We start from the raw sequence: 18858 nt of genomic DNA, 5'->3' as shown, positions 1-18858 counted from the left end.
GGCAAGTTTCCTGGCCAGGCAATGATTGCGACGAAAAACTTGGCAACATTAGCAGCAAGATGAGGATTTGAATAGGCAATTGTTGTGCCATATCAAAGCCTTTGCTAAGTGCATGATTTTGGATGCGGGCGACTGTCCGGCCCGGTGTCCGGACGACCGTCCGCTGTGTCCGCTGCGGACAATTTCCGGACAACAACGGGACAAGCCCGCGGGCCGGATATGCATATACAGGGAACGCTTGACTGCCGGTCCGAGCTGCCGGATCATCAGCGCGGCGGCGGCGTCCCGACCGGCCGCGCACAACAACTCCTGGAGACCCCGAACCGATGAAACGACTGATCCTGGCCGCGATGCTGGCCACCGGCATGGCCGGCGCGGCCCACGCGGACGACGCACTGAAAGCGGCCATCGCGGGCGAACACCGCAGCGCCGCCAACAAGGCGCGCGACAGCGCCCGCCATCCCTACGAAACCCTCACCTTCTTCGGCATCAAGCCGAACATGACGGTGGTGGAGCTGGCGCCGGGCGGCGGCTGGTACACCGAGATCCTGGCTGCCTACCTGCGCGACAAGGGCAAGCTCATCGGCGCCGGCCCGGCCATCGTTCCGGAAAGCCGCGGCGGCATGGCCTTCCGCAAGAAGCTCGATTCGAACCCGGCCGTCTTCGACAAGGTCGTCCCGGCCGTGTTCGAACCGCCTGCGACCTACGCGATCGCGGCGCCAAACAGCGTCGACATGGTGGTGACCTTCCGCAACCTGCACAATTGGGTGGGCACGGGTGAAGAAGGCCTGAAAACCACCTTCAAGGAAATCCACAAGGTCCTGAAACCGGGCGGTGTGCTGGGCATCGTCGACCACCGCCTCCCGGCCAAGATGACGCAGGATGCCAAGGCATCGAGCGGCTATGTGCACGAAGCCTGGGTGATCAAGACCGTGGAAAGCGCGGGCTTCAAGCTGGCCGGCAAATCCGAAGTCAACGCCAATCCGAAGGACACGGCCGACCACGAAAAAGGCGTCTGGACCCTGCCGCCGGTGCTGGCCAACAAGGACAAGGACCGCGAGAAGTACATGGCGATCGGCGAAAGCGACCGCATGACGCTCAAGTTCGTCAAGCAGTAAGCCGCGCCACCTTCCCGGCCGGGGCGGGTTCGCCCTCCCCCGGCTGTGAAGATTCGTGTGTTTCCTTCGGCGGCGAGCGTGTATATTCTGGCGGCTTGTATCCATCCAGTCCGACCCGATTGAGCCACCGAAGGAATTTATGAAGATCGTCCGCCTCGCCGCCGCCGTGGCATTCGCCATGGCAGGCCTCGTCCACGCCCAGGACACCACCCCACCGCCCGCCCCGACGCCTGCGACCCCGCCGTCGCCTGCGACCGCGACCCCGTCCGCCACCACCGCACCGGCCCTGCCGTCCGTCGAGAATTCGGTGGTCAAGATCTTCGCCACCGTGCGCCGTCCCGACCCATACAAGCCCTGGGCCAAGCAGTCCCCGGTCGACGTGACCGGCTCGGGCGTCATCATCGAGGGCAAGCGCATCCTGACCAATGCCCACGTGGTCGGCTATGCCAGCCAGGTCGAGGTGCAGGCCAGCCAGTCGGGCGACAAGGTCTCGGCCAAGGTCATTGCCCTCGCACGCGGCCTGGACCTGGCGGTGCTGGAGCTGGACGACGCCTCCTTCTTCGACAAGCGCCCGGCGGTGCCGCGCGCAGCCGTGCTGCCGGACGTGCGCGAAGCGGTATTCGCCTACGGCTATCCGGTCGGCGGCAATTCGCTGTCCACCACCCGCGGCATCGTCTCGCGCGTGGAATTCGTCGGCTACGGCTCGTTCAGCTCGGGCCTGCGCATCCAGATCGATGCGCCGATCAACCCGGGCAACAGCGGCGGCCCCGTGATCGCCGGCGACAAGATGATCGGCCTGGCCTTCTCGATGGCGGCCGGCGCGCAGAACATCGGTTATGTGATCCCGAACGAAGAGATCGAGCTGTTCCTGAAAGACGTGGCCGACGGCCGCTACGACGGCAAGCCGCTGCTGCACGACAGCATCCAGACGCTGGAAAACCCGGCGCTGCGCCAGTACCTGAAACTCGACAAGTCGGTCGAAGGCGCGGTGGTGCATCGTCCGTATAAAACCGATGCGAGCTGGCCTCTGAAGGAATGGGACATCGTCACCCACATCGGCGAGCACCCGATCGACAACCAGGGCATGGTCAAGCTGGGCTCGAACCTGCGCGTGCGCTTCCAGTACCGCATCCAGCAGGTGGCGAAAAACGGCAAGGTGCCGATGACCATCGTGCGCGGCGGTAAGACCATGCGGGTGGATGTGCCGGCCAGCGGCCCGCGCCCGCTCCTGATCCCGGACCTGAACGGCGGCTACCCGTCCTATTTCGTGTACGGCCCGGCGGTGTTTACGCGCGCCACCAGCGAATTCCTGTCCTTCCTGGTCTCGAGTGCACCGGCGATGAATGCCTACAGCTTCAACGACAGCCCCCTGGTGACCCAGCGCGGCGATTCGCCGGATGCGGCGCGCGAAGAGCTGGTGGTGATCAGCAGTCCCTTCTTCCCGCACAAGCTGGTGAGCGGCTACAGCAACCGTTTCGGTTCGGTGGTCGATACGGTCAACGGCGTCAAGATCCGCAGCCTGGCGCACCTGGTGGCGACCCTGCGCGACCTGAAGGACGAGCACGTGGTGTTCAAGTTCGACCAGCGCTACGGCGAGACCATGATCCTGCCGCGCAAGGCGACGCTGGATGCGACCGATGCGATCCTGTCGGATAACGGGGTGCGCACGCAGGGGTCGGAGGATATGATGAAGGTGTGGGGCGGGAAGTAAGCTAAGGTCGGCTCACGCAATCATTGGGTTCCCGCCTTCGCGGGAACCCAAGTTCAACAGGCCGTGGATCAGCCCTTCTTCTCTTTCTTCACAGGCGTGAACAGCAGGTCCTGGAAGTCATAGCTGAAGTCCGTCTCCGTCGACACCGGCTTCATCCGCATCCGTTCGATGCTGCCGTCGTGGTCCAGCGAGAAGGTCACGTAGGCGTCCGCATTGAAGTTGCGCTCCTTCCAGCGCACGATGAAGGTGTCGTGCTGGAAGTGCTCCAGTTCCCCCGTCAAATCAGGCGTCTTCGCAAACGACAGCACCTGCTTCGTTCCCACCCGCTTGATGCTCGCCAGGCCATACCACGGGTCCTGGTAGTCGCCTTCGTAGGCGGCCAGCGCCAGCGACGGTTTCGACGCGGCCGCACGGGTCGCGGTTTCCTTCTTCAGGCGCGCCGCTTCCTTCTCCATCGTCTCGCGCTCGACGTCCGCCACGCGGCCGATCCAGTCGGTCGGCGCCACGTTCAGGTACTGGTCCAGCAGGCGGTACTGCAGGGCCGACAGCGAGGAGCCGCTTTCGGCATTGGTGAAGATCGCGATGCCCAGCTTCGATTCCGGCACCAGCAGCACGCGCGAATAGAAGCCCTGCAGTGCGCCGCCGTGCAGCGCCACCATCTTGCCCTGGTAGTCGCGCAGCTGGAAGCCCAGGCCGTAGGCGTAGAAGTTCGGCCGGGTGGCGGCTAGCGGAGGGCGCGGCTGGCTGATCTTCATCGGGGTCTGCGGCGTCCACATCTCGCGCGCCTGCTTCTCGGAGAACAGGCGCACATCCTTGCCGTCCGCACCCTTGCCCACGCGGCCGTGATCGAGCAGCACGTTCATCCAGCGCGCGATGTCTTCGGCGCTGGTGTTGATGCCGACGGCGCCGACCGCGTTATCGACCGGCATCGGCTTGACCGCGGCGATCTTGCCGTTGATCTTGCTGTGCGGGGCCGAGACGTTGGCGAACTTCGCGTTCTCGGCCAGGCTGGTGGTGGTGCCCGCCATGCCCGCGGGTTTCAGGATCCACTCGTGCATGGTCTCGCCCCAGGTCTTGCCCGACTTGGCGGCGATGATCTTGCCGGCCACGATGTAGAGCAGGTTGTCGTAGGCGTAGCTGTTGCGAAAGCTCGTGGCCGGCTTGATGTAGCGAAGGTTGTGGATGATCTCGTCGGTGGTGAAGGTGGTGGTCGGCCACCACATCAGGTCACCCGCCCCCAGTCCCAGGCCGCTGCGGTGGGTCAGCAGGTCGCGCACCGTCATCTCGGCGGTGACGTAGGCGTCGTACATGCGGAAGTCCGGCAGGTGCTTGATCACCGGGTCGTCCCACTCCAGCTTGCCCTGGTCGACCAGCATGCCCAGCGCGGCGGCCGTGAAGGCCTTGGAGTTGGAGGCGATCTCGAAGATGGTCTTGCCGTCGACCTTGGCCGGCTCGCCGAGTTTGCGCACGCCGAAGCCTTGCGCGACGACGACCTTGCCGTCCTTGACGACGGCAATCGCGATGCCCGGCACCTGGAAGGTTTTCATGACGCGGGTGACGTCGGCTTCGAGGTTGTAGGCGGCGGCTTGCTCGGCTGCCGGTGCGGCGCCCGTTTGCGCGACGGCGGTGGCACAGGCGGAAAACGCGATCAGGATCGCGGCTGCAATGCGGTTCATGGAAATCACGCTGGTCGGTCCTTATTGTTTGTTCATCTGCTTGTCGACGCTGCCCTGCGTCTCCGGGTGATAGCGCTCGCGCGCCGCCTTGTAGATGCGCTCGGCCCAGGCGCGGTCGTCAGGCTTGGCGCGCAGCGCGCCGTAGAGCGGCACCACGAACTTCTGGCGGCCCACCTTCAATAGGAAGGCTTCCAGGTTCGGGCGCACGCCGCGGTAGCCGGCATGCACCGAGGCGCGGTAGAAGCGGAAGGCGACTTCGTTGTTGCCCGTCTTGGCCAGGCCGAAGGCCTTGTCCAGTTCCTGCAGTTGGGCGGCGCTGGCCTTGTTGTCGATATCGTTCAGGAACTTCATCCACTCGGCGGCGGTCCAGTTTTTCGTATCGAGCTGCGCGGTCGTCAAGCCGCCCTTGAGCCAGCGCGCGGTGGTGTCGTTCAGCTTGGCCAGGCGTGCCGAGACGGCATGCTTGGCGCTGGCCGGGATGCCCGGACCGTACAGCCATTCGTCGAGCTCCGCGTCGCTCATGATCTTCGGGTTCTTGGCCAGCAGGTTCGCGCGCAGGAACTGCACGAACTGCTCGGTGGTCACGCTCTGGAAGGCGTGCTGGTCGAACCAGCTGCGCAGGAAGGGATCGAAGGCGGCGCGGCCGGCGCGCTCTTCCAGGGTGCGCAGGAACCAGGCGCCCTTCGGATAGGCCAGGCCTTCGTCGGTGTAATGCTCGTTCGAGGTGTCCGGATGGCGCGTGAGCAGCGCCTGCTTCGCGGCCGGAATGGTCTTGAGCGACTCGATCGCTTCTTCCTGCTCGAGCTGCAGGTTCATGGTCGCCACTTCCTCGCCATACATCTTCTCGAGGATGCGGGTGGTCACGTAAGTCGTGAAACCCTCGTTGAGCCACCAGTGCTTCCACGAGGCGTTGGTCACCAGGTTGCCGGACCAGCTGTGCGCCAGCTCGTGCGCGATCAGGTCGACCAGGCTGCGGTCGCCCGCGATCATGGTCGGGGTCAGGAAGGTCAGGCGCGGGTTTTCCATGCCGCCGATCGGGAAGGACGGCGGCAGCACCAGCATGTCGTAACGCCCCCACCGATACGGGCCGTAGAGCGACTCGGCCGCTTCCACCATTTTTTCGGTATCGGCCAATTCGTATTCGGCGGCCTTGATGCGCTGCGGCTCGGCGTAGACGCCGGTGCGCCCGCCCAGCGTGCGCGCTTCGAGCTCGCCGATGCCGATCGCCAGCAGGTAGGATGGAATCGGCTGCGGCATCGTGAACTTCCAGCCGCCCTTGCCGGTGGCCTTCGGGTCGTTATCGGCGCTCATCACCACGCGCATGCCGCTCGGTGCCTCGATGCGGGCGGTGTAGGTGAAACGCACCGCCGGCGTGTCCTGGATCGGCACGAAGGAGCGTGCGTTGATCGGCTGCGACTGGCTGAACATGAAAGGGTACTTGCCCGACATGGTCTGCTTTGGCGTGAGCCATTGCAGTGCGGCGGCAGTCGGCGCGGTCTTGTAGTGGATGCGGATTTTCGTGGGCTGGCCCGGCAGGGCCACGTGCAGGGCCTGGCCCTTGTCGGCCTCGAGCTTGTCGAGCGTGTACTTGACCGGCTTCCACGTGCCTTTCGCATCCTGCGCCTCGATCTTCGAGATTGCCAGCTCGCGGGTGTCGAGGTCGAGCGTGGTAGCCGATTTGTCGAGCCAGTCCAGGGTCAGGTCGGCGTAGCCTGCCAGGGTCTTGCGCGCGAAGTCGGCCTTCAGGTCCAGGTGCAGGGCGGTGGTCTTGACCTGGTCGTATTTGGCGTAGCTGAGCGGATCGAGTGCGAACGCATAGGCGCTCCACTGGCCGAGGAAGGCGCAGGCCGCGGCGCGCAGCAGGGTGCTTGTCTTCATGGTCTCTCGCAGAAGGGTGTTCAGGCAGCCCAGGCAGGGCTGAGGGGCGCGAGCAGGATAGCATCTTCGCCAGGGGGGCGAAAGCGTGAGGAGGACGTATTGACGGGGCCGCCGGGTAGGTGGATTCCGCCCACCCGGCGATGCTCGGCTATTCCTGGTTGACCCACACGGGCGCGGACCACAGGACGTTGCCGTCTTCCTGCGTCAGCTTCGCATAGTAGAAATGCTGGCCCGGGGCCGGGGTGAAGGTCGTGACGGCCGTGGACGACAACTGTGTCACCAATCCGCCGCGCATCGGCACGCCCTCCATGATCGCCACCGCGGCCACCTTCTTGCCGGAGCTGGACGCAAAGTGCGTTTTCAGCGTCAGCGGACCGCGGTTGGTGAAGCGCTCGCCCATCAGCTTGCCGTTGGCGGTAAAGACCAGCTGCGCGCTCTTGTCCATGGTCGCGAACACGCGCCGCGCCTTGAGCGCTGCCATGAAGCTCTCGCGCGTCAAGGCGGTCCCGGTCGGCAGCAGCACGCCGGTGCGGTTGGTATAGGACGCGCCCCAATTGGCGCAGTGGTTGTCCTGGTTGGTGCTGAAGGCGACGTGGTAGCCGGCTTCCAGCAGCCGGTTGCAGGCCTGCTCGAAATTGCTGCGCCGTGTCTCGGTTTCGGACTCGTTGGTGGAGAAGGCGGTGCTGTTCATCACCTCGCACAAGGCCATCGCTTCGTCGCCGTCCGGCGTGTAGGCAAGCGGCACGCCGTTCACCACGAACTGGCCCTGCTGTGCGGGATGGTTGAACTGGCCGATCCAGCCGCGCTGGCGCATCAGGGTGTACAGCGCGGCGTAGTCGTTACGCGGCGTAGGCGTGTCGGCCAGCAGCTCGCCCCTGGCGTTCTTTTCCCAGCCCAGCAGCTCGTCGCTGTTGAAGATGTTGACGTGGCCCCCATGGTTGATGACGCCCCACTCCATGCCGTAGAGCGCGAGGAAGCCGGGCTTGGAGGCGGTGAAGGCCGCAGCGCTGGCCAGGCCGGCCTGGTAGAGCGCCCTGGCGGCGGCGGGGTCGGCCTCGGGTGCGGTGCCATCCGAGCCGTCGTACATGTGGTTGTGCTCCGATACCGCCAGCACGTCCAGGCCGCGCCCGCGGGCATAGGCAAAGGCTGCTTCCGGCCCGTATGTTGCGCTGAGCGGGTCTTGCGCACCCTTGCAGTCAGCAAGGGCAGCGCCGCCGTCGCTGTGATTGCTCTGGCTGTGCAGGTTGGCCAGGTAGACGGTATAAGGCATGTCGCCAGTTGCCGGGGCCATCGCGGCGGAACGATCCTGGCCTCGGGCGCCGGGCAAGGGCATAAAGCCCGGCATGCGCGGCGCGGGTGCGCTGCCGACGGCGATCTGCCATTCCTGTTCCACGAACGCTTCGTGGTCGCCGCGCAGGCCGGCGCGCAGGCGCACCCGGTACAGGCCGGCGGGGGCAGGCTTGGCGCCGATGCGTCCATTCCAGGTGACCGATGCGGGGACCGCGGCGCCAGCGAGGCTGCGGCTGCCGCGCCAGCGCTGGGCGACACGGCCCTCGGGGTTGACCAGTTCCAGCGACCAGTCCACCGTCCCCGCGCGTTCCAGGCCGGGATAATGGAAGGACAGGCTGAAGGTCCGGCGCGCGCCTGCGTCGGCCTGGAAGGGCGCGTGCAGGGTGGCTTCGAATTCCTTATGCTCGGCAGGGGCCGCGACAGCGCTGCTGCAGCACAGGGCCAGCAGCAGCGCACGGAGGGAGAGGGGCAAGGTGATATTTTTCATAATGCAATTTTTGCAATTGCATGGAAGTCCACCTTGCGCCGATCCGTCTTCGTTATTGCAAATTTATCTATAAAGTTGAGGCACTTCAACTGCCCGCGCGAAGCTGGCCGGGGCCTGTGCCAGGCCGGTCTGGTCGGGAGTCCCTGCACTGTCGTCGACCATGATGTCCTCCCGGGCCTGGTTCACGATTGCGCTGGCGCGTTCGCATCCGGCACTACGGCGATGGCGATTTTTCCGCGCAAGCCCTTGTCGCGGCTTTCCAGGCGCGCATGGGCAAGAGGAATGTCGGCCAGCGAATAGATGGCGCCGACATGGGGCCTGAGCTGGCCGCGCTCGACCAGGGCGCTCAGTTCGTCGAGCTTGCCCCGGTTCTGCCGGGTGAAGACGAAGTGGTAGCTCGCATTCTTGCCCCAGGCCTGGATCAGGTTTTGCGGCTGCGCGATATCGACGATCGAGACGAGCCGGCCGAGCTGGGCCAGCAAGTCCGCCGAGCGCGACAGGGTATCGCCACCGATCGTATCGAACACGACATCGACACCCTGGCCTCCCGTTTCGCGCAGGACGGCTTCGACGTAATCGTGCTTCTCGTAGTCGATGACGACATCGGCGCCCATGCCGCGCACAAACCCGGCATTGTCTTCGCGTGCGGTCGTGATCACCCTCGCGCCGATGGCCTTGGCCAGCTGGATCGCCACATGCCCTACCCCGCCGGCGCCGCCATGCACCAGGATGGTTTCGCCGACGCGCAGCCCCGCGCGTACGACCAGGGCTTCCCATGCCGTTCCTCCCACCAGGCTCAGGCTGGCGGCTTCGAGATGGCTCAGGGACGCGGGCTTCTTCCCGACGATATGCTCGGACGCCACGTGGTACTCGGCATAGCTTCCCGGACCATCGAAGATCTGGGGCGTGTACCAGACCTCGTCACCCGGGACAAAGGCCGTCACCCCTGCCCCGACGGCTTCGATCACGCCTGAGACATCGTGTCCGGTAATGGCCGGCAGCGGCACCAGGTCCCGGTAATCCCCGCGCCTGACCTGGAAATCCAGCGGGTTGATGGAGGTGGCGTGGACGCGGACCAGGACCTGGCCCGCACCGGGGACGGGCTTGGGAAGCTCGATCAGTTCGAATGCCTCCGGGCCGCCAAAATGCTTGAGTACGATTGCTTTCATGGGATCCTCACTTCGTTAAAAAGGGATATCGAGATTTTTCGATATTATGTGGCAAAAAAAACTTACAGGTCTTTCCCGATCAGTTCGGCCAAGGCACTGATGGCTTTCTCGTTGCGCTTGTAATAGGTCCACTGGCCGATGCGCTGGACCTCGACCAGGCCGGCCCGTTGCAGGGTTGCCAGGTAGTCCGAGACCGTCGACTGCGACAATCCCACGCCCTCCTGGATACTGCTCACGCACACGCCCACCGTGTGCACATCTCCTTCGTCTTGCGGGGGGAAGTGGCGCACGGGGTCCTTCAACCGTCTCAGGATGTCGAGACGGGTCCGGTTCGAAAGAGCTTTGAAGATATCGAGCAAGTCCATGAACCCATTATATCGGCATTTCCCGATAAGTCAATCCGTGCTGTCGCCAGCAGAACAGTCAGGGCCTTTGCCGACACGGCGCAGGTGGTCTGCGGATCGGTGCTGGCGGTCAGAAGTGAACGTCCGCCTGCAGCATCGGCGTGCTGGCGCGCTGCCCTGCCCCGCCAGTCGTACGGCGCGCGTTGCCGAACTTGTTGTTCCAGAACTGGTAGCCCACGCCGACCCGGATCTTCTTCTTCGCGTAGCCCAGGCGCGGACCGATGTCGAGCATGAGCGCCAGGTCGAGGTTGGTCTCGGCGCTGGTCGGTGCGCCGGTTTCGTCCAGCCCCTTGGCGGCGATGAAGTTCAAGAAGCCCTCGAAAGACCAGCCTTCGGCTACCGGGATACCCCAGCTGGCGCCGAACATCGGATGGGTGTCGTAGGTGTAGCGGCCGCGCACGTTGGCAATCGGCGGGAACGGGCCACTGGGCGCATTGCTTTCGCGTAGCCACAGGATGCTGGTGTTCAGGAAGCCCGGCACGTCCCACATCAGTGTCGGCCCCAGCACCAGCATGCGCTTGCGCGAGTTGTAGCCCACATCATCCTTGTGGTTGACGTCGAAGCCGGCCGTCAGGCCCAGGCCCTTGATTCTGCCGAAGCGAATTTCAGAGCCGCGCAACGCGCCGATGTCGAGCGTGTGGCGATACAGCAGGTAGGCCTCGCGCGCGCCGCTGCCGCTGCCCAGCGAACGCGGATCGGTGCTGTCGGATTTGAGCAGGTCGAGATTCAGGTAGTTGCTGCCGTACTTGTAGCCGCTGGCGTGGGTAAAGGCCAGCACGTGCTTCTTGATGTGGTCCGGGTTGAAGGGCTCGGCAAAGCGGGTGCCATAGCGGTAGCTCACGGCATTGTCGCTCCAGTCCTGCGCACCGGCCGGCACGCAGCACAACAGGGCGGCGCAGGCCGCGGTGGCGAGTCTCGTGGTCATGTTCTCGATCCTGGCTGGTTGTCCTGGTGGCCGGCCATGGCATCGGCCGGCTTGCGCTCCACATACAGCTCGACCTGGTGCTCGCGCCCGTCGTCGACAAGCTCCAGGATGTTCCCCTCCTGCGGCTGGCCGTCGAGCACCAATTGCTCGCCTGCGCTTGCGCGCCGCACCGTGACCAGGTAATCGGTCCGGCCGGTGCGGTAGCGGATGCGCAGGCTGTCCCAGCTGGAGGGCAATAGCGGCGCCAGCACCAGGCGGTCGACCGCGCGGCCAAGGCCGAGCAGCCCGTCGGTCAGCAGCAGGTAGGTCCAGCCGGCGCAGGCGGCATCCATCATGAAGCAAGGCGCGGCAGCGTAGCGCACGGATGCACCGGTGCCTGGAGCGACCGGATTGGATGCGCGCGCCAGGTCCCAGGCGCGCGTCGCGGCCCCTTCGCCGGCCAGCGCCAATCCGACCCAGGCGGCCGTGCAGCCGTCCTGCGGGGCGGCGTCGGCGACAGCGCCCAGTGCGGGCTTGACGCGGGCCGGGTCGGCGCCGGCGATGGCAGCCCAGGCTTGCGTGGCTGCCGGGTCCTCGCCTTCGCCGGCAAAAGCGGCGCCATCCCAACCATGTTCTTCGGCCTGCGCCTTCAAGGCCAGCGCGGCGCCGCGGCAGGTGGTGGCGAAGCCGAAATCGGCGCGGCGGTCGGCCACTTCGGCAAAGCGCTGCAGCACGGTGGCGAGCAGGAAGGCCAGCCGCACGCTTTCCGGCCGGCCGGCATAGTCCGGGTCGTCCTCGTGCATGCGGGCGCCCTGCAAAGGCAAGCCGCGCTCGCCGAAGCGCAGGCAACCGCGCAGGCCATGCACGCACACTTGGTACAGGTCGTCGCGCGCCAGGCGGGTGCCGCTCGAGGGGTCGCCCCCGGCCGGCTCGCGCAGCACGCCGTAGTCGCCAGTCGCCCCGACATAGCGGTGCAGCGCATACGGCAGCCACAGGAAGTCTTCCACCGATTCGCCGGTACTGCCGATGTCCTCGCGCGCCGCCCGCAGCAAAGCATCGCGCAGCGTGGCCGGGCTGCCATGCACTACGGCCATGGCGCCTTGCAGTTGCTGCGCCGGCGTGCCGCCCATGGTCCGGGCCAGCGCGCCGTATGGCAGCCAGCCGTTGGCGAACAGGTCGAAGGCCGGGTCGGGCGTCTCCACGCGCACGCTGCCGAGCAGCTCGTCCCAGAAGCCGTGCAGCCGGCGCAGCGCCAACGCTGCTCCCTTGGCACCGCCATGCTGCTGCACGACGCGGCTGGCCGCCAGGATGTCGGGACCGGCCACACCCAGCAGGAAGACCAGTTCGGTGTGCGCGCCCGGCTGCAGCTCCACCATCACCTGCAATGCGGCGCAGGGATCGAGCGCGGCGCCGAGCGTGCCGGCCAGGGTGCTGCGCTCGAGCGCGGCCGGCTGCGCCAGGCTGCGGTGGCGCCCGACGAATTCGCGCCGGTCGGCGGTATGGGCCACCTGCCCTGCCTCGACATGGAAGAAGCCGACCTTCTCGCCAAAGCCCCCGCCAAAGGCGTTACGGGCGAACAGCGCCCCGCTGGCGACGTCGATGCCGGTGACGACCTGCAGGCCGGGTGGCAGTGCGGCATCGTCCATCAGCCATTGCACGTAGCCGGTCACCGACAGGCGGCGCGGCGCGCTCGAGGCGTTGCGCAGCGTGAGCACCGAATACTTGAGCGGCTCGCCGGCCGCCACGAAACTGCGCAGCTGGGATGCGATACCGTGCGCCCGGTGCTCGAACTGCGTGTAGCCGAAGCCGTGACGCGTGAGATAAGGCTCTCCGGAAGGCATCGGCCACGGCGCTGGCGACCATGCCGCGCCACTGTCCTCGTCGCGCAGGTAGAAGGCTTCGCCCTCCTCTGCCGTCAGGCGCAGGCTGCGGCGGCCGCACCAGGTGCCGGCCCTGCCGTCCGCCGCCACTTCCGAGCCGAAGCCGGCATTGGAAAGGGAATTGTCCAAGGCTACCGGCAAGGCCTGTTTGCTGCGGATGAGGTATTCGCGCCCATCCTGCGAAAAACCGCCGCCGCCGTCGCCGTACTGGAGCGGCTCGCCGAAGGCAGGCGCCGCCTCGGCAGTCCACTGCGAAGGCGCTTCGCGCACCGCGAAGGGCGGCGGCAGGGCCGGCATGGCCGGCGCCGCGAGGCGCAGCTGGTCGGCCAGGGCGCCGCGCTCGCCCAGCAGCAGTACGTGCGCGGCCGCGCGCAGGAGGATACGGTCTTCCTGCGGCACCTCATCGATCAGGTAGACGTGGACGCCCTCCTGGCCGCCGGGCGCCAGGTCCGCCACCTCGTCGCGCAGCGCGCGGTTTTCGCACAAGACCAGCATGTCGACCTCCAGGCCGCGCGCATCCCAGTAGGCGTGCGCCAGCAGGGTCTCGCGCACGAGGGCGCCGTTCAGGCCGGGCTGCAGCACCAGCAGCGGGCGGCCGGCGTCCACGCCGTAGACAGCCAGGTCGGCGCGGCTGCGCACATTGCGCTCGATGACGCCGGCATCGGCACGCAGGCCGGGCGCCGGATCGAGCAGGCAGGCGGCCAGGCGATTGTAGAGCTGGGCCTGGGCTTCGCCGAGGCCGGCGCGGCGCAGGAAGGCCTGGCCGTGGGTCCATGCCGCATCGATGGCTCCCGCCACCGCCTGCGCGTCGAGGTGGCGCAGTGCCAGCTCGCGTGCCGCAGCGGGCGTAGCGGCGGCGCCCAGCACCAGGTCGACCGTTGCTTCCTGTCCGGGCGCCAGCGTGAGCGTACGGCGGATGGCCAGCGCAGGCGCCGGCGGCGCGGCTTCCAGCGGCGGCAGCGCGGCGAGCGGGTCGAGGCAGCTGCTGCTGTAGGCCGGCACACTGGCTTGTCCGCGCACCGCCATCATGTGCAGCACGGCCGGTGCGCCCAGTCCCAGGGAGCACAGCAGCGCCTGCGATGCCTCGTCGATCCGCACCGGCGGGCTGGGGTCGTCGTGCACCGCATCCACAGACGCTGCAGCAAGCGCCAGCGCGACATGGCTCGTGATTTCCAGCGTACGCGGAGTTGCGAGCGTATTACGGATGCGGATACGCCGTAATTCGACGTCCTCGCTCGGGGCCACCACCACGTCGCTCAGGATGGCCAGCCCGCGCTCCTCGCGGCGGAAGGCGGCGCGCCCTTCGGCAAACACGGCTTCATAGCGTTCCGGCGCACCGGCGACCGGCGCCAGCGTGGCCGACCAGGCTTCGCCGGAAACGGTATCGCGCAGCACGCAGGCCAGGGCCCCACGCCCGCCCAGCGGGTCGGGCTGCCAGCGCGTGAGCGGAACGCCGCCCCAGCTGCTGTAGCCGTCGCCATCGCCCGTCACCATCACGTGGTAGCGGCCATTGGACAGCAATTGCAGCTCCGGCAGGGCGCTGCCGTCGACAGTGCGGCCGCTGGCCGGAGCGGCGCCCGGTGTCCTGCCTTCGTAAGGTGCGGCGCGCGTCGCGCCGCAGGCCGGCACCGGCTCCTGCAGCAGCGGCAGCGCCGCGCGCAGTTCCGGATCGGCCGCGAACCGGCGCTGCATCGGCGCGTCCTGCAGCAGCTGCAGCAGCGCGAGCAGGCCCATGCCCTGGTGGCGCGCGGCCACCGTACGCACCACGTGGCGCTGCTCGCCATGCGGCAGGCGGCCCGGCGTGCAGTCGACCGCGTCGACGAAACCATAGTCGCCGCCCAATCCCTCGTGCGCCATGCGCTCGAGGTTGGAAAGCGCCGCGCCGTGCGCCACCGGCAGCGCCAGCATGGCCGCATACGGGGCGGCGACGGGTTCGGCCCCACCCCGTTGCAGTGCTGCCGCCGGCACGCCGAACCGGCGGAACTGGAAGCGCAGCGCGGCGTCGACCGCATTGCAGGCCGACTCCGAATATCCCCACACCATGCCCAGCTGGCGGCCGTGCGCGACCTGGGCGCGCACCGCTGCGCGGCCGGCGTAGTCAAGCAGCGACTCGCGCCAGGACGGCATCAGGAGAAAAGGCGCGAGCGCATCCGACAAGCTGCCCGAGCGCGACAGCAGCAACTGTTCGGCGCCGGCCACGCGCACCGGCCGCCCCAGGCTCCACCAGTGCTGCTGCGGCAGCTGGCCCTGGGCCACCGCGATGAAACTGGCCATGCAGGCTTCGGAGGCCAGCAGGTCGCAGCTGTCGGTGTCGAGCCGGTTGTCGCGGACGTGGCAGCGGGCCGACAGCAAGCCGGTGGCGGGGTCGAGCAGCGCCGCGAAATCCATCGCACCCAGGGTGCGCGCCTGCGCGGCCAGGCGCGCGGCTTGCGCCAGCAGCGCGGCCGCACGGTCGCGCCCTTCGCGCACCAGCCGCGCCAGGCCCGGCTGGGTGGACGCTTGCGGGTCGATGGCGGCCAGTTCGCGCAAGGTCGGGATGCTGGTGAGGCTGGCGTCGAACACGTATTCCTGCGCCGCACGCATCCAGGGCGCCAGCGCGAGCAGGTCGTCCTGTACGGCGTGGCACTGGGCCGCCAGGCGCGCGGACCAATCGCGCAGGCCGTCGCCGGTCGACTCGCGCAACGCGGCATCGAGCGCATCTGCCGCGTCGACGGTATGGCGCAGGCATTCGCTCAGGCCGGGCAAGGTGTCGGCGGCGCGGCAGCGCTTGGGGTCGAGCGCGGCCCAGACCGCGGCCAGCTTGTTGCGTACCTCGGGCGACGTCCCGGCCGCCAGCTCGTCCACCACGTGCAGGGCGGCGCGGATCCCGTCCAGCGCCTGCGGCCCGCAGACTGGCGCATCCGGCAACTCGTCCAGTCCCACGGCCAGCGTGCGCAGGCTCAGCGCCAGCCAGCCGCTGCCGGGCGTCGACACGAAGGCCGGTTCGCAGGGGGCGAGGGTGGCATTGTCGTAGGCGGCAAGATAATGGCCTTTCCAGCGTTCGAGCAAGGCCATCGACGCCAGCGAACCATCCAGCCGTTCGAGCAGCGCGCCGGCCGGCAGGTAGCCGAAATCGCGGGCCGCCAGCGTGGACAGCAGGCCGAGGGCGATGCCTTCCGGGGTGGTGCGGCCGTCCACCAGCGGATGCGGATGCTCCTGCACGCTCTCCGGCGGCAGCCAGTTGTTGGCGGGGCCGGCGTGGTCTTCGAAGAAGCTCCAGCTGCGGCGCACCAGGCGCTGGACGAACGCGTGGCGCGCGGCGGGCAGGCGCGGCGGGCGCTGGCGCACCGACAGGCTGGTCCACCAGGCCAGCGCCGGCGACAGGAACCATACCAGCAGCACGGGGGCCGCGGGAAACAGCGAATACGGATTGGCAAAGGTCAGCAGCAGCGCGACGGCCACCGCCAGCACCGGGGCAACCCACATCGTGATCCAGTTGTTGACGATCTCGCGGGCCGGGCGCGACAGCGCCGGCAGGCGCCACTCGAGCTGGTGCCGGCGCGAGACGTGGCGGCGCCACACCGCGCGCGCAATGGCGTCGAGCTGGCACCAGGCCGCATGCGGCAGGAAGCTGGCCGCCAGCGCCACCCGCACCAGCGCCACGCGCGCGCCGCGCGCCCAGGCGTCCAGGTGCTGGCGCCAGGGCGCATCGTGCGGCCGGTCGGCCAGCGCCGCCAGGCTGCCGGCCAGCGCGGGCAGGAAGAACACCGACAGCACGGCGCCGATCCAGAACGCGGGCGCGGCCAGCGCGGTCCAGCACAGCACCAGCAGCAGCACCAGCGCCGGGGCCACCAGGCTGTCGCGCAGCGCGTCGAACAGCTGCCAGCGGTGCTCAGGCGTCATCGGATTGGCTTCGCGCCTGCCGTCCGCGTAAGCGACGACACGGCGCACCCAGCCGGCCGACTGCCAGGCCGCGCGCACCGTGCGGTGGCGGCGGACAGCGTGCTCGCCATAGTTGTCGGGGAAGGCTTCTTCCAGGCGCACGCCGCAATCGAGGGCCGCATGCAGGCAGCCTTCGTCGACCGCGCCCGGCTTGAGCAGCGCGTCGTCTGGCAGGCGCTCGCGCAGCACCCGCTCGTAGGTGTCGACGTCATAGATGGCAGCCCAGCCGAACATGCCCTGGGTGTCGGATTCGTGCCCGGCCAGCGCCGCGGCCCAGGTGCCGCGCCCGCCGGTCCACAGCCGCTGGTAGCGACAGGCCTGCCGGCCCGGCAGGGCGCCGCCGATGGCCGGGCGCAACATGCCGTGGCCTTGCGCGATGCGGCTGCCGTCGGGCGCCAGCGCCGGCTGGTTCAGCGGATGGGCCATGGCGCCGACCAGCGCCCTGCCCGCATCGCGCGGCAGGTCGATGGCGGCATCGAGGGTGATCACATAGCGCACTTCCGCCAGCCCGGCCGTGTTGCCGGCGCTGCAGGCAAAGCGTTCGCGTCCCGTGCCGGCCAGGCAGGCATTCAGGTCGGCCAGCTGGCCGCGGCGGCGCGCGCGCCCGATCCAGGCCTGCTCGCCGCTGTTCCAGGTGCGCGGGCGCTGCAGCAGCAGGAAGGGTTCGATGCGCTGCGTGCTGGTCGCCGGCTGGCCGTCCTCGTCCAGCGTGGTGAACGTGTGGCGCTGCGCGTGCTTGCGGTTGAGCGCCTCGATGGCGCCGACCGCCCGCGCCACCAGTTCCGCGTCGCCGGGCAGGGTTTCGGCCGCCGCATCGTGCAGGTCGGCCAGCAGGCAGAAACGCAGGCGCGGGTCGCGGTTGGCCAGGTAGCGCACTTCGAGGTCGCGGCACAACGCATCGACCTGCGCGGCGCTCTTCAGGCGCGCGGAGACCGCCACCAGGGCCTGGGCCTCGGGCGGGATGCCGCTGCTGAAATCCATGCGTGCGGTAGCGCCAGGCCGCGACAGCCAGAGGGCCATCATGTCGACCAGCGCATCGGCCAGCTGGCTGGCGCCGACGAAGGCCAGCAGCCCGACGGCGGCCTGCAAGACCATTCCTGCGCCGCCCTGGCGCGCGCAGACCACGGCGGTCAAGGCAAACAGCAGCGTCAGGACGCAGGTGGCGCCGATGCGCAGCGCCAGCGGCATGTGGCGGGCGCGCCGCCGCAAGCCTGCTGCCAGGCCGGGGCGCGGCTGCAAGCCGGTCTCCAGCGCGGCCAGGCCAGGGCCGCACAGGTAGTAGCCGATATGGCGGTGGCGCGCATCCAGCCCGCCCTCGGCCGGCGCACGGTGCCTGCCTGCCAGCGCCAGCGCTTCGCTCGCGACCTCGGTTTCGAGCCGCCCGGTGCGGCGCGCCAGGTCTTCGATACTGCGGCGGTACAGGTCACGTGTCGGGCCGTCCATGCGCGGGTAACTGCCATCGGGGTCGGCGCGCAGCGTGCTTTCCACCGCGCCGAGCTGCTCCTGCAGCGCGCGCCAGTCGATCCCGCCGAGCAGGCGCAGGCTCGCCAGGCAGCGGGTGGCCTGGATGCCGTCGACCGCCATCGCGCTGCGTTCGTCCTGCACCTGCTGCGCGATGCTGGAGCCGTCATCGAGCAGGCGGGCGTCGATCCACGCAAGCGCCTGCGCCAGCGCGCCGCCCTGGCCCTGCAGCCGACGCGCGAGTTCGGCGACGAAACTGCTGCCCATCGGCTGCACGGCGCGCGCCATGTCGGCCACCAGCAGGATCAGGTCGCCCGAGCGCTGTGCGGCAGTGTCGACCATGCGCGTGGCCCAGCTTTCGGCCAGCACGCGCTCGCGGCAGGCTCGCTCGCTGCGCACGGCGATGTCGCGCAGGCTGCCCAGCAGCGCCAGGCGCAGGGCGGCCGGCAGCAGGCGCAGCTCGGCCAGCAGCAGCGGGCTGTGTTCCTGGTAGGCGGCGAGAAAGCCGGCCAGGCTCTCGCGCTCGACGCGGCCGCCGCTGCGCAGTACGGCTTCCTGCGCCAGCACCTGCAGGCGGGCGGCGGCAGGCTGCGCCAGGCAGGGCAGCACGCCGTCGTCGTGCATGAGCTGGCCGCGCGCCAGCCGCAGCTGGGTGTCGATCAGGGGAGCATGGTCGAGGATGGCGGTGGCCGCGGCCGGCAGTTCGCTGCCGGCCTGGCGCGCATGGTCGAGCGCTGCGCAGGCAGTCTCGAAGGCGGCGCCCTGCCCGGCCAGCAGGATGCGCAGGCCGGACGCGCCGTTGCCGCCGGCCAGGCGGTGGCGCGACGCGAGCGCGCGTCCGTGCATGGCCAGCTGCGCGGCAGTCATCGGCACATCGTCGTCGGCGCGCACGGTACCAGCTTGTTGCGCGGACGCGAATTCGGCCATCGGGTTCTTCTCCAGGTTCAACAGGGTCCTCG

9 protein-coding genes are annotated in these 18858 nt (G+C 68.5%); 2 read left to right on the top strand and 7 right to left on the bottom strand.

Translation table 11 applies throughout. From position 1 onward, the window contains the following. Window positions 1-326 precede the first annotated feature (326 nt). Together AC3XQU_RS20990 and AC3XQU_RS20985 are read left to right on the top strand one after the other, a co-directional pair. Entirely contained in the window at window positions 327-1118 is a 792-nt protein-coding gene (locus AC3XQU_RS20990; protein WP_489876100.1) for a class I SAM-dependent methyltransferase, read from the top strand. A gap of 139 nt (window positions 1119-1257) precedes the next feature. Continuing rightward, window positions 1258-2829 (top strand): S1C family serine protease, encoded by a 1572-nt coding sequence (locus AC3XQU_RS20985; protein WP_489876099.1) that lies wholly within the window; start codon window positions 1258-1260, stop codon window positions 2827-2829. A 68-nt stretch (window positions 2830-2897) separates the two neighbouring features. On the opposite strand, the gene AC3XQU_RS20980 is transcribed toward AC3XQU_RS20985, so the two are convergent. From AC3XQU_RS20980 to AC3XQU_RS20950, 7 genes are all read right to left on the bottom strand, one after another. Further along, window positions 2898-4505 carry a serine hydrolase gene (locus AC3XQU_RS20980; RefSeq protein WP_489876098.1) on the bottom strand — a complete coding sequence of 536 codons (1608 nt, stop codon included), beginning with the start codon at window positions 4503-4505 and terminating at the stop codon, window positions 2898-2900. A gap of 21 nt (window positions 4506-4526) precedes the next feature. Next, window positions 4527-6383 carry a M1 family metallopeptidase gene (locus AC3XQU_RS20975; protein WP_489876097.1) on the bottom strand — a complete coding sequence of 619 codons (1857 nt, stop codon included), beginning with the start codon at window positions 6381-6383 and terminating at the stop codon, window positions 4527-4529. Window positions 6384-6531: 148 nt separating this feature from the next. Then, complete coding sequence (locus AC3XQU_RS20970; protein ID WP_489876096.1) at window positions 6532-8145, bottom strand: CehA/McbA family metallohydrolase; 1614 nt, start codon at window positions 8143-8145, stop codon at window positions 6532-6534. Between the two features lie 197 nt (window positions 8146-8342). After that, entirely contained in the window at window positions 8343-9329 is a 987-nt protein-coding gene (locus tag AC3XQU_RS20965; RefSeq protein ID WP_489876095.1) for a zinc-dependent alcohol dehydrogenase family protein, read from the bottom strand. Window positions 9330-9391: 62 nt separating this feature from the next. Beyond that, window positions 9392-9694, bottom strand: coding sequence for an ArsR/SmtB family transcription factor (locus tag AC3XQU_RS20960; RefSeq protein ID WP_489876094.1), 303 nt, complete (start codon window positions 9692-9694; stop codon window positions 9392-9394). A 109-nt stretch (window positions 9695-9803) separates the two neighbouring features. Next, the gene (locus AC3XQU_RS20955; protein WP_489876093.1) at window positions 9804-10658 is read right to left on the bottom strand and encodes an outer envelope protein; all 855 of its coding nucleotides are present in this window, start codon (window positions 10656-10658) and stop codon (window positions 9804-9806) included. Then, the gene (locus AC3XQU_RS20950; protein ID WP_489876092.1) at window positions 10655-18847 is read right to left on the bottom strand and encodes a GH36-type glycosyl hydrolase domain-containing protein; all 8193 of its coding nucleotides are present in this window, start codon (window positions 18845-18847) and stop codon (window positions 10655-10657) included. Before AC3XQU_RS20950 ends, AC3XQU_RS20955 begins: the two co-directional genes overlap by 4 nt. Window positions 18848-18858: the final 11 nt, after the last annotated feature.

It is taken from the genome of Telluria sp. AZSoR62, assembly GCF_058111565.1.
The sequence above is the reverse complement of the archived record's forward strand: the minus strand, read 5'-3'. Positions and strand labels throughout refer to the sequence as shown.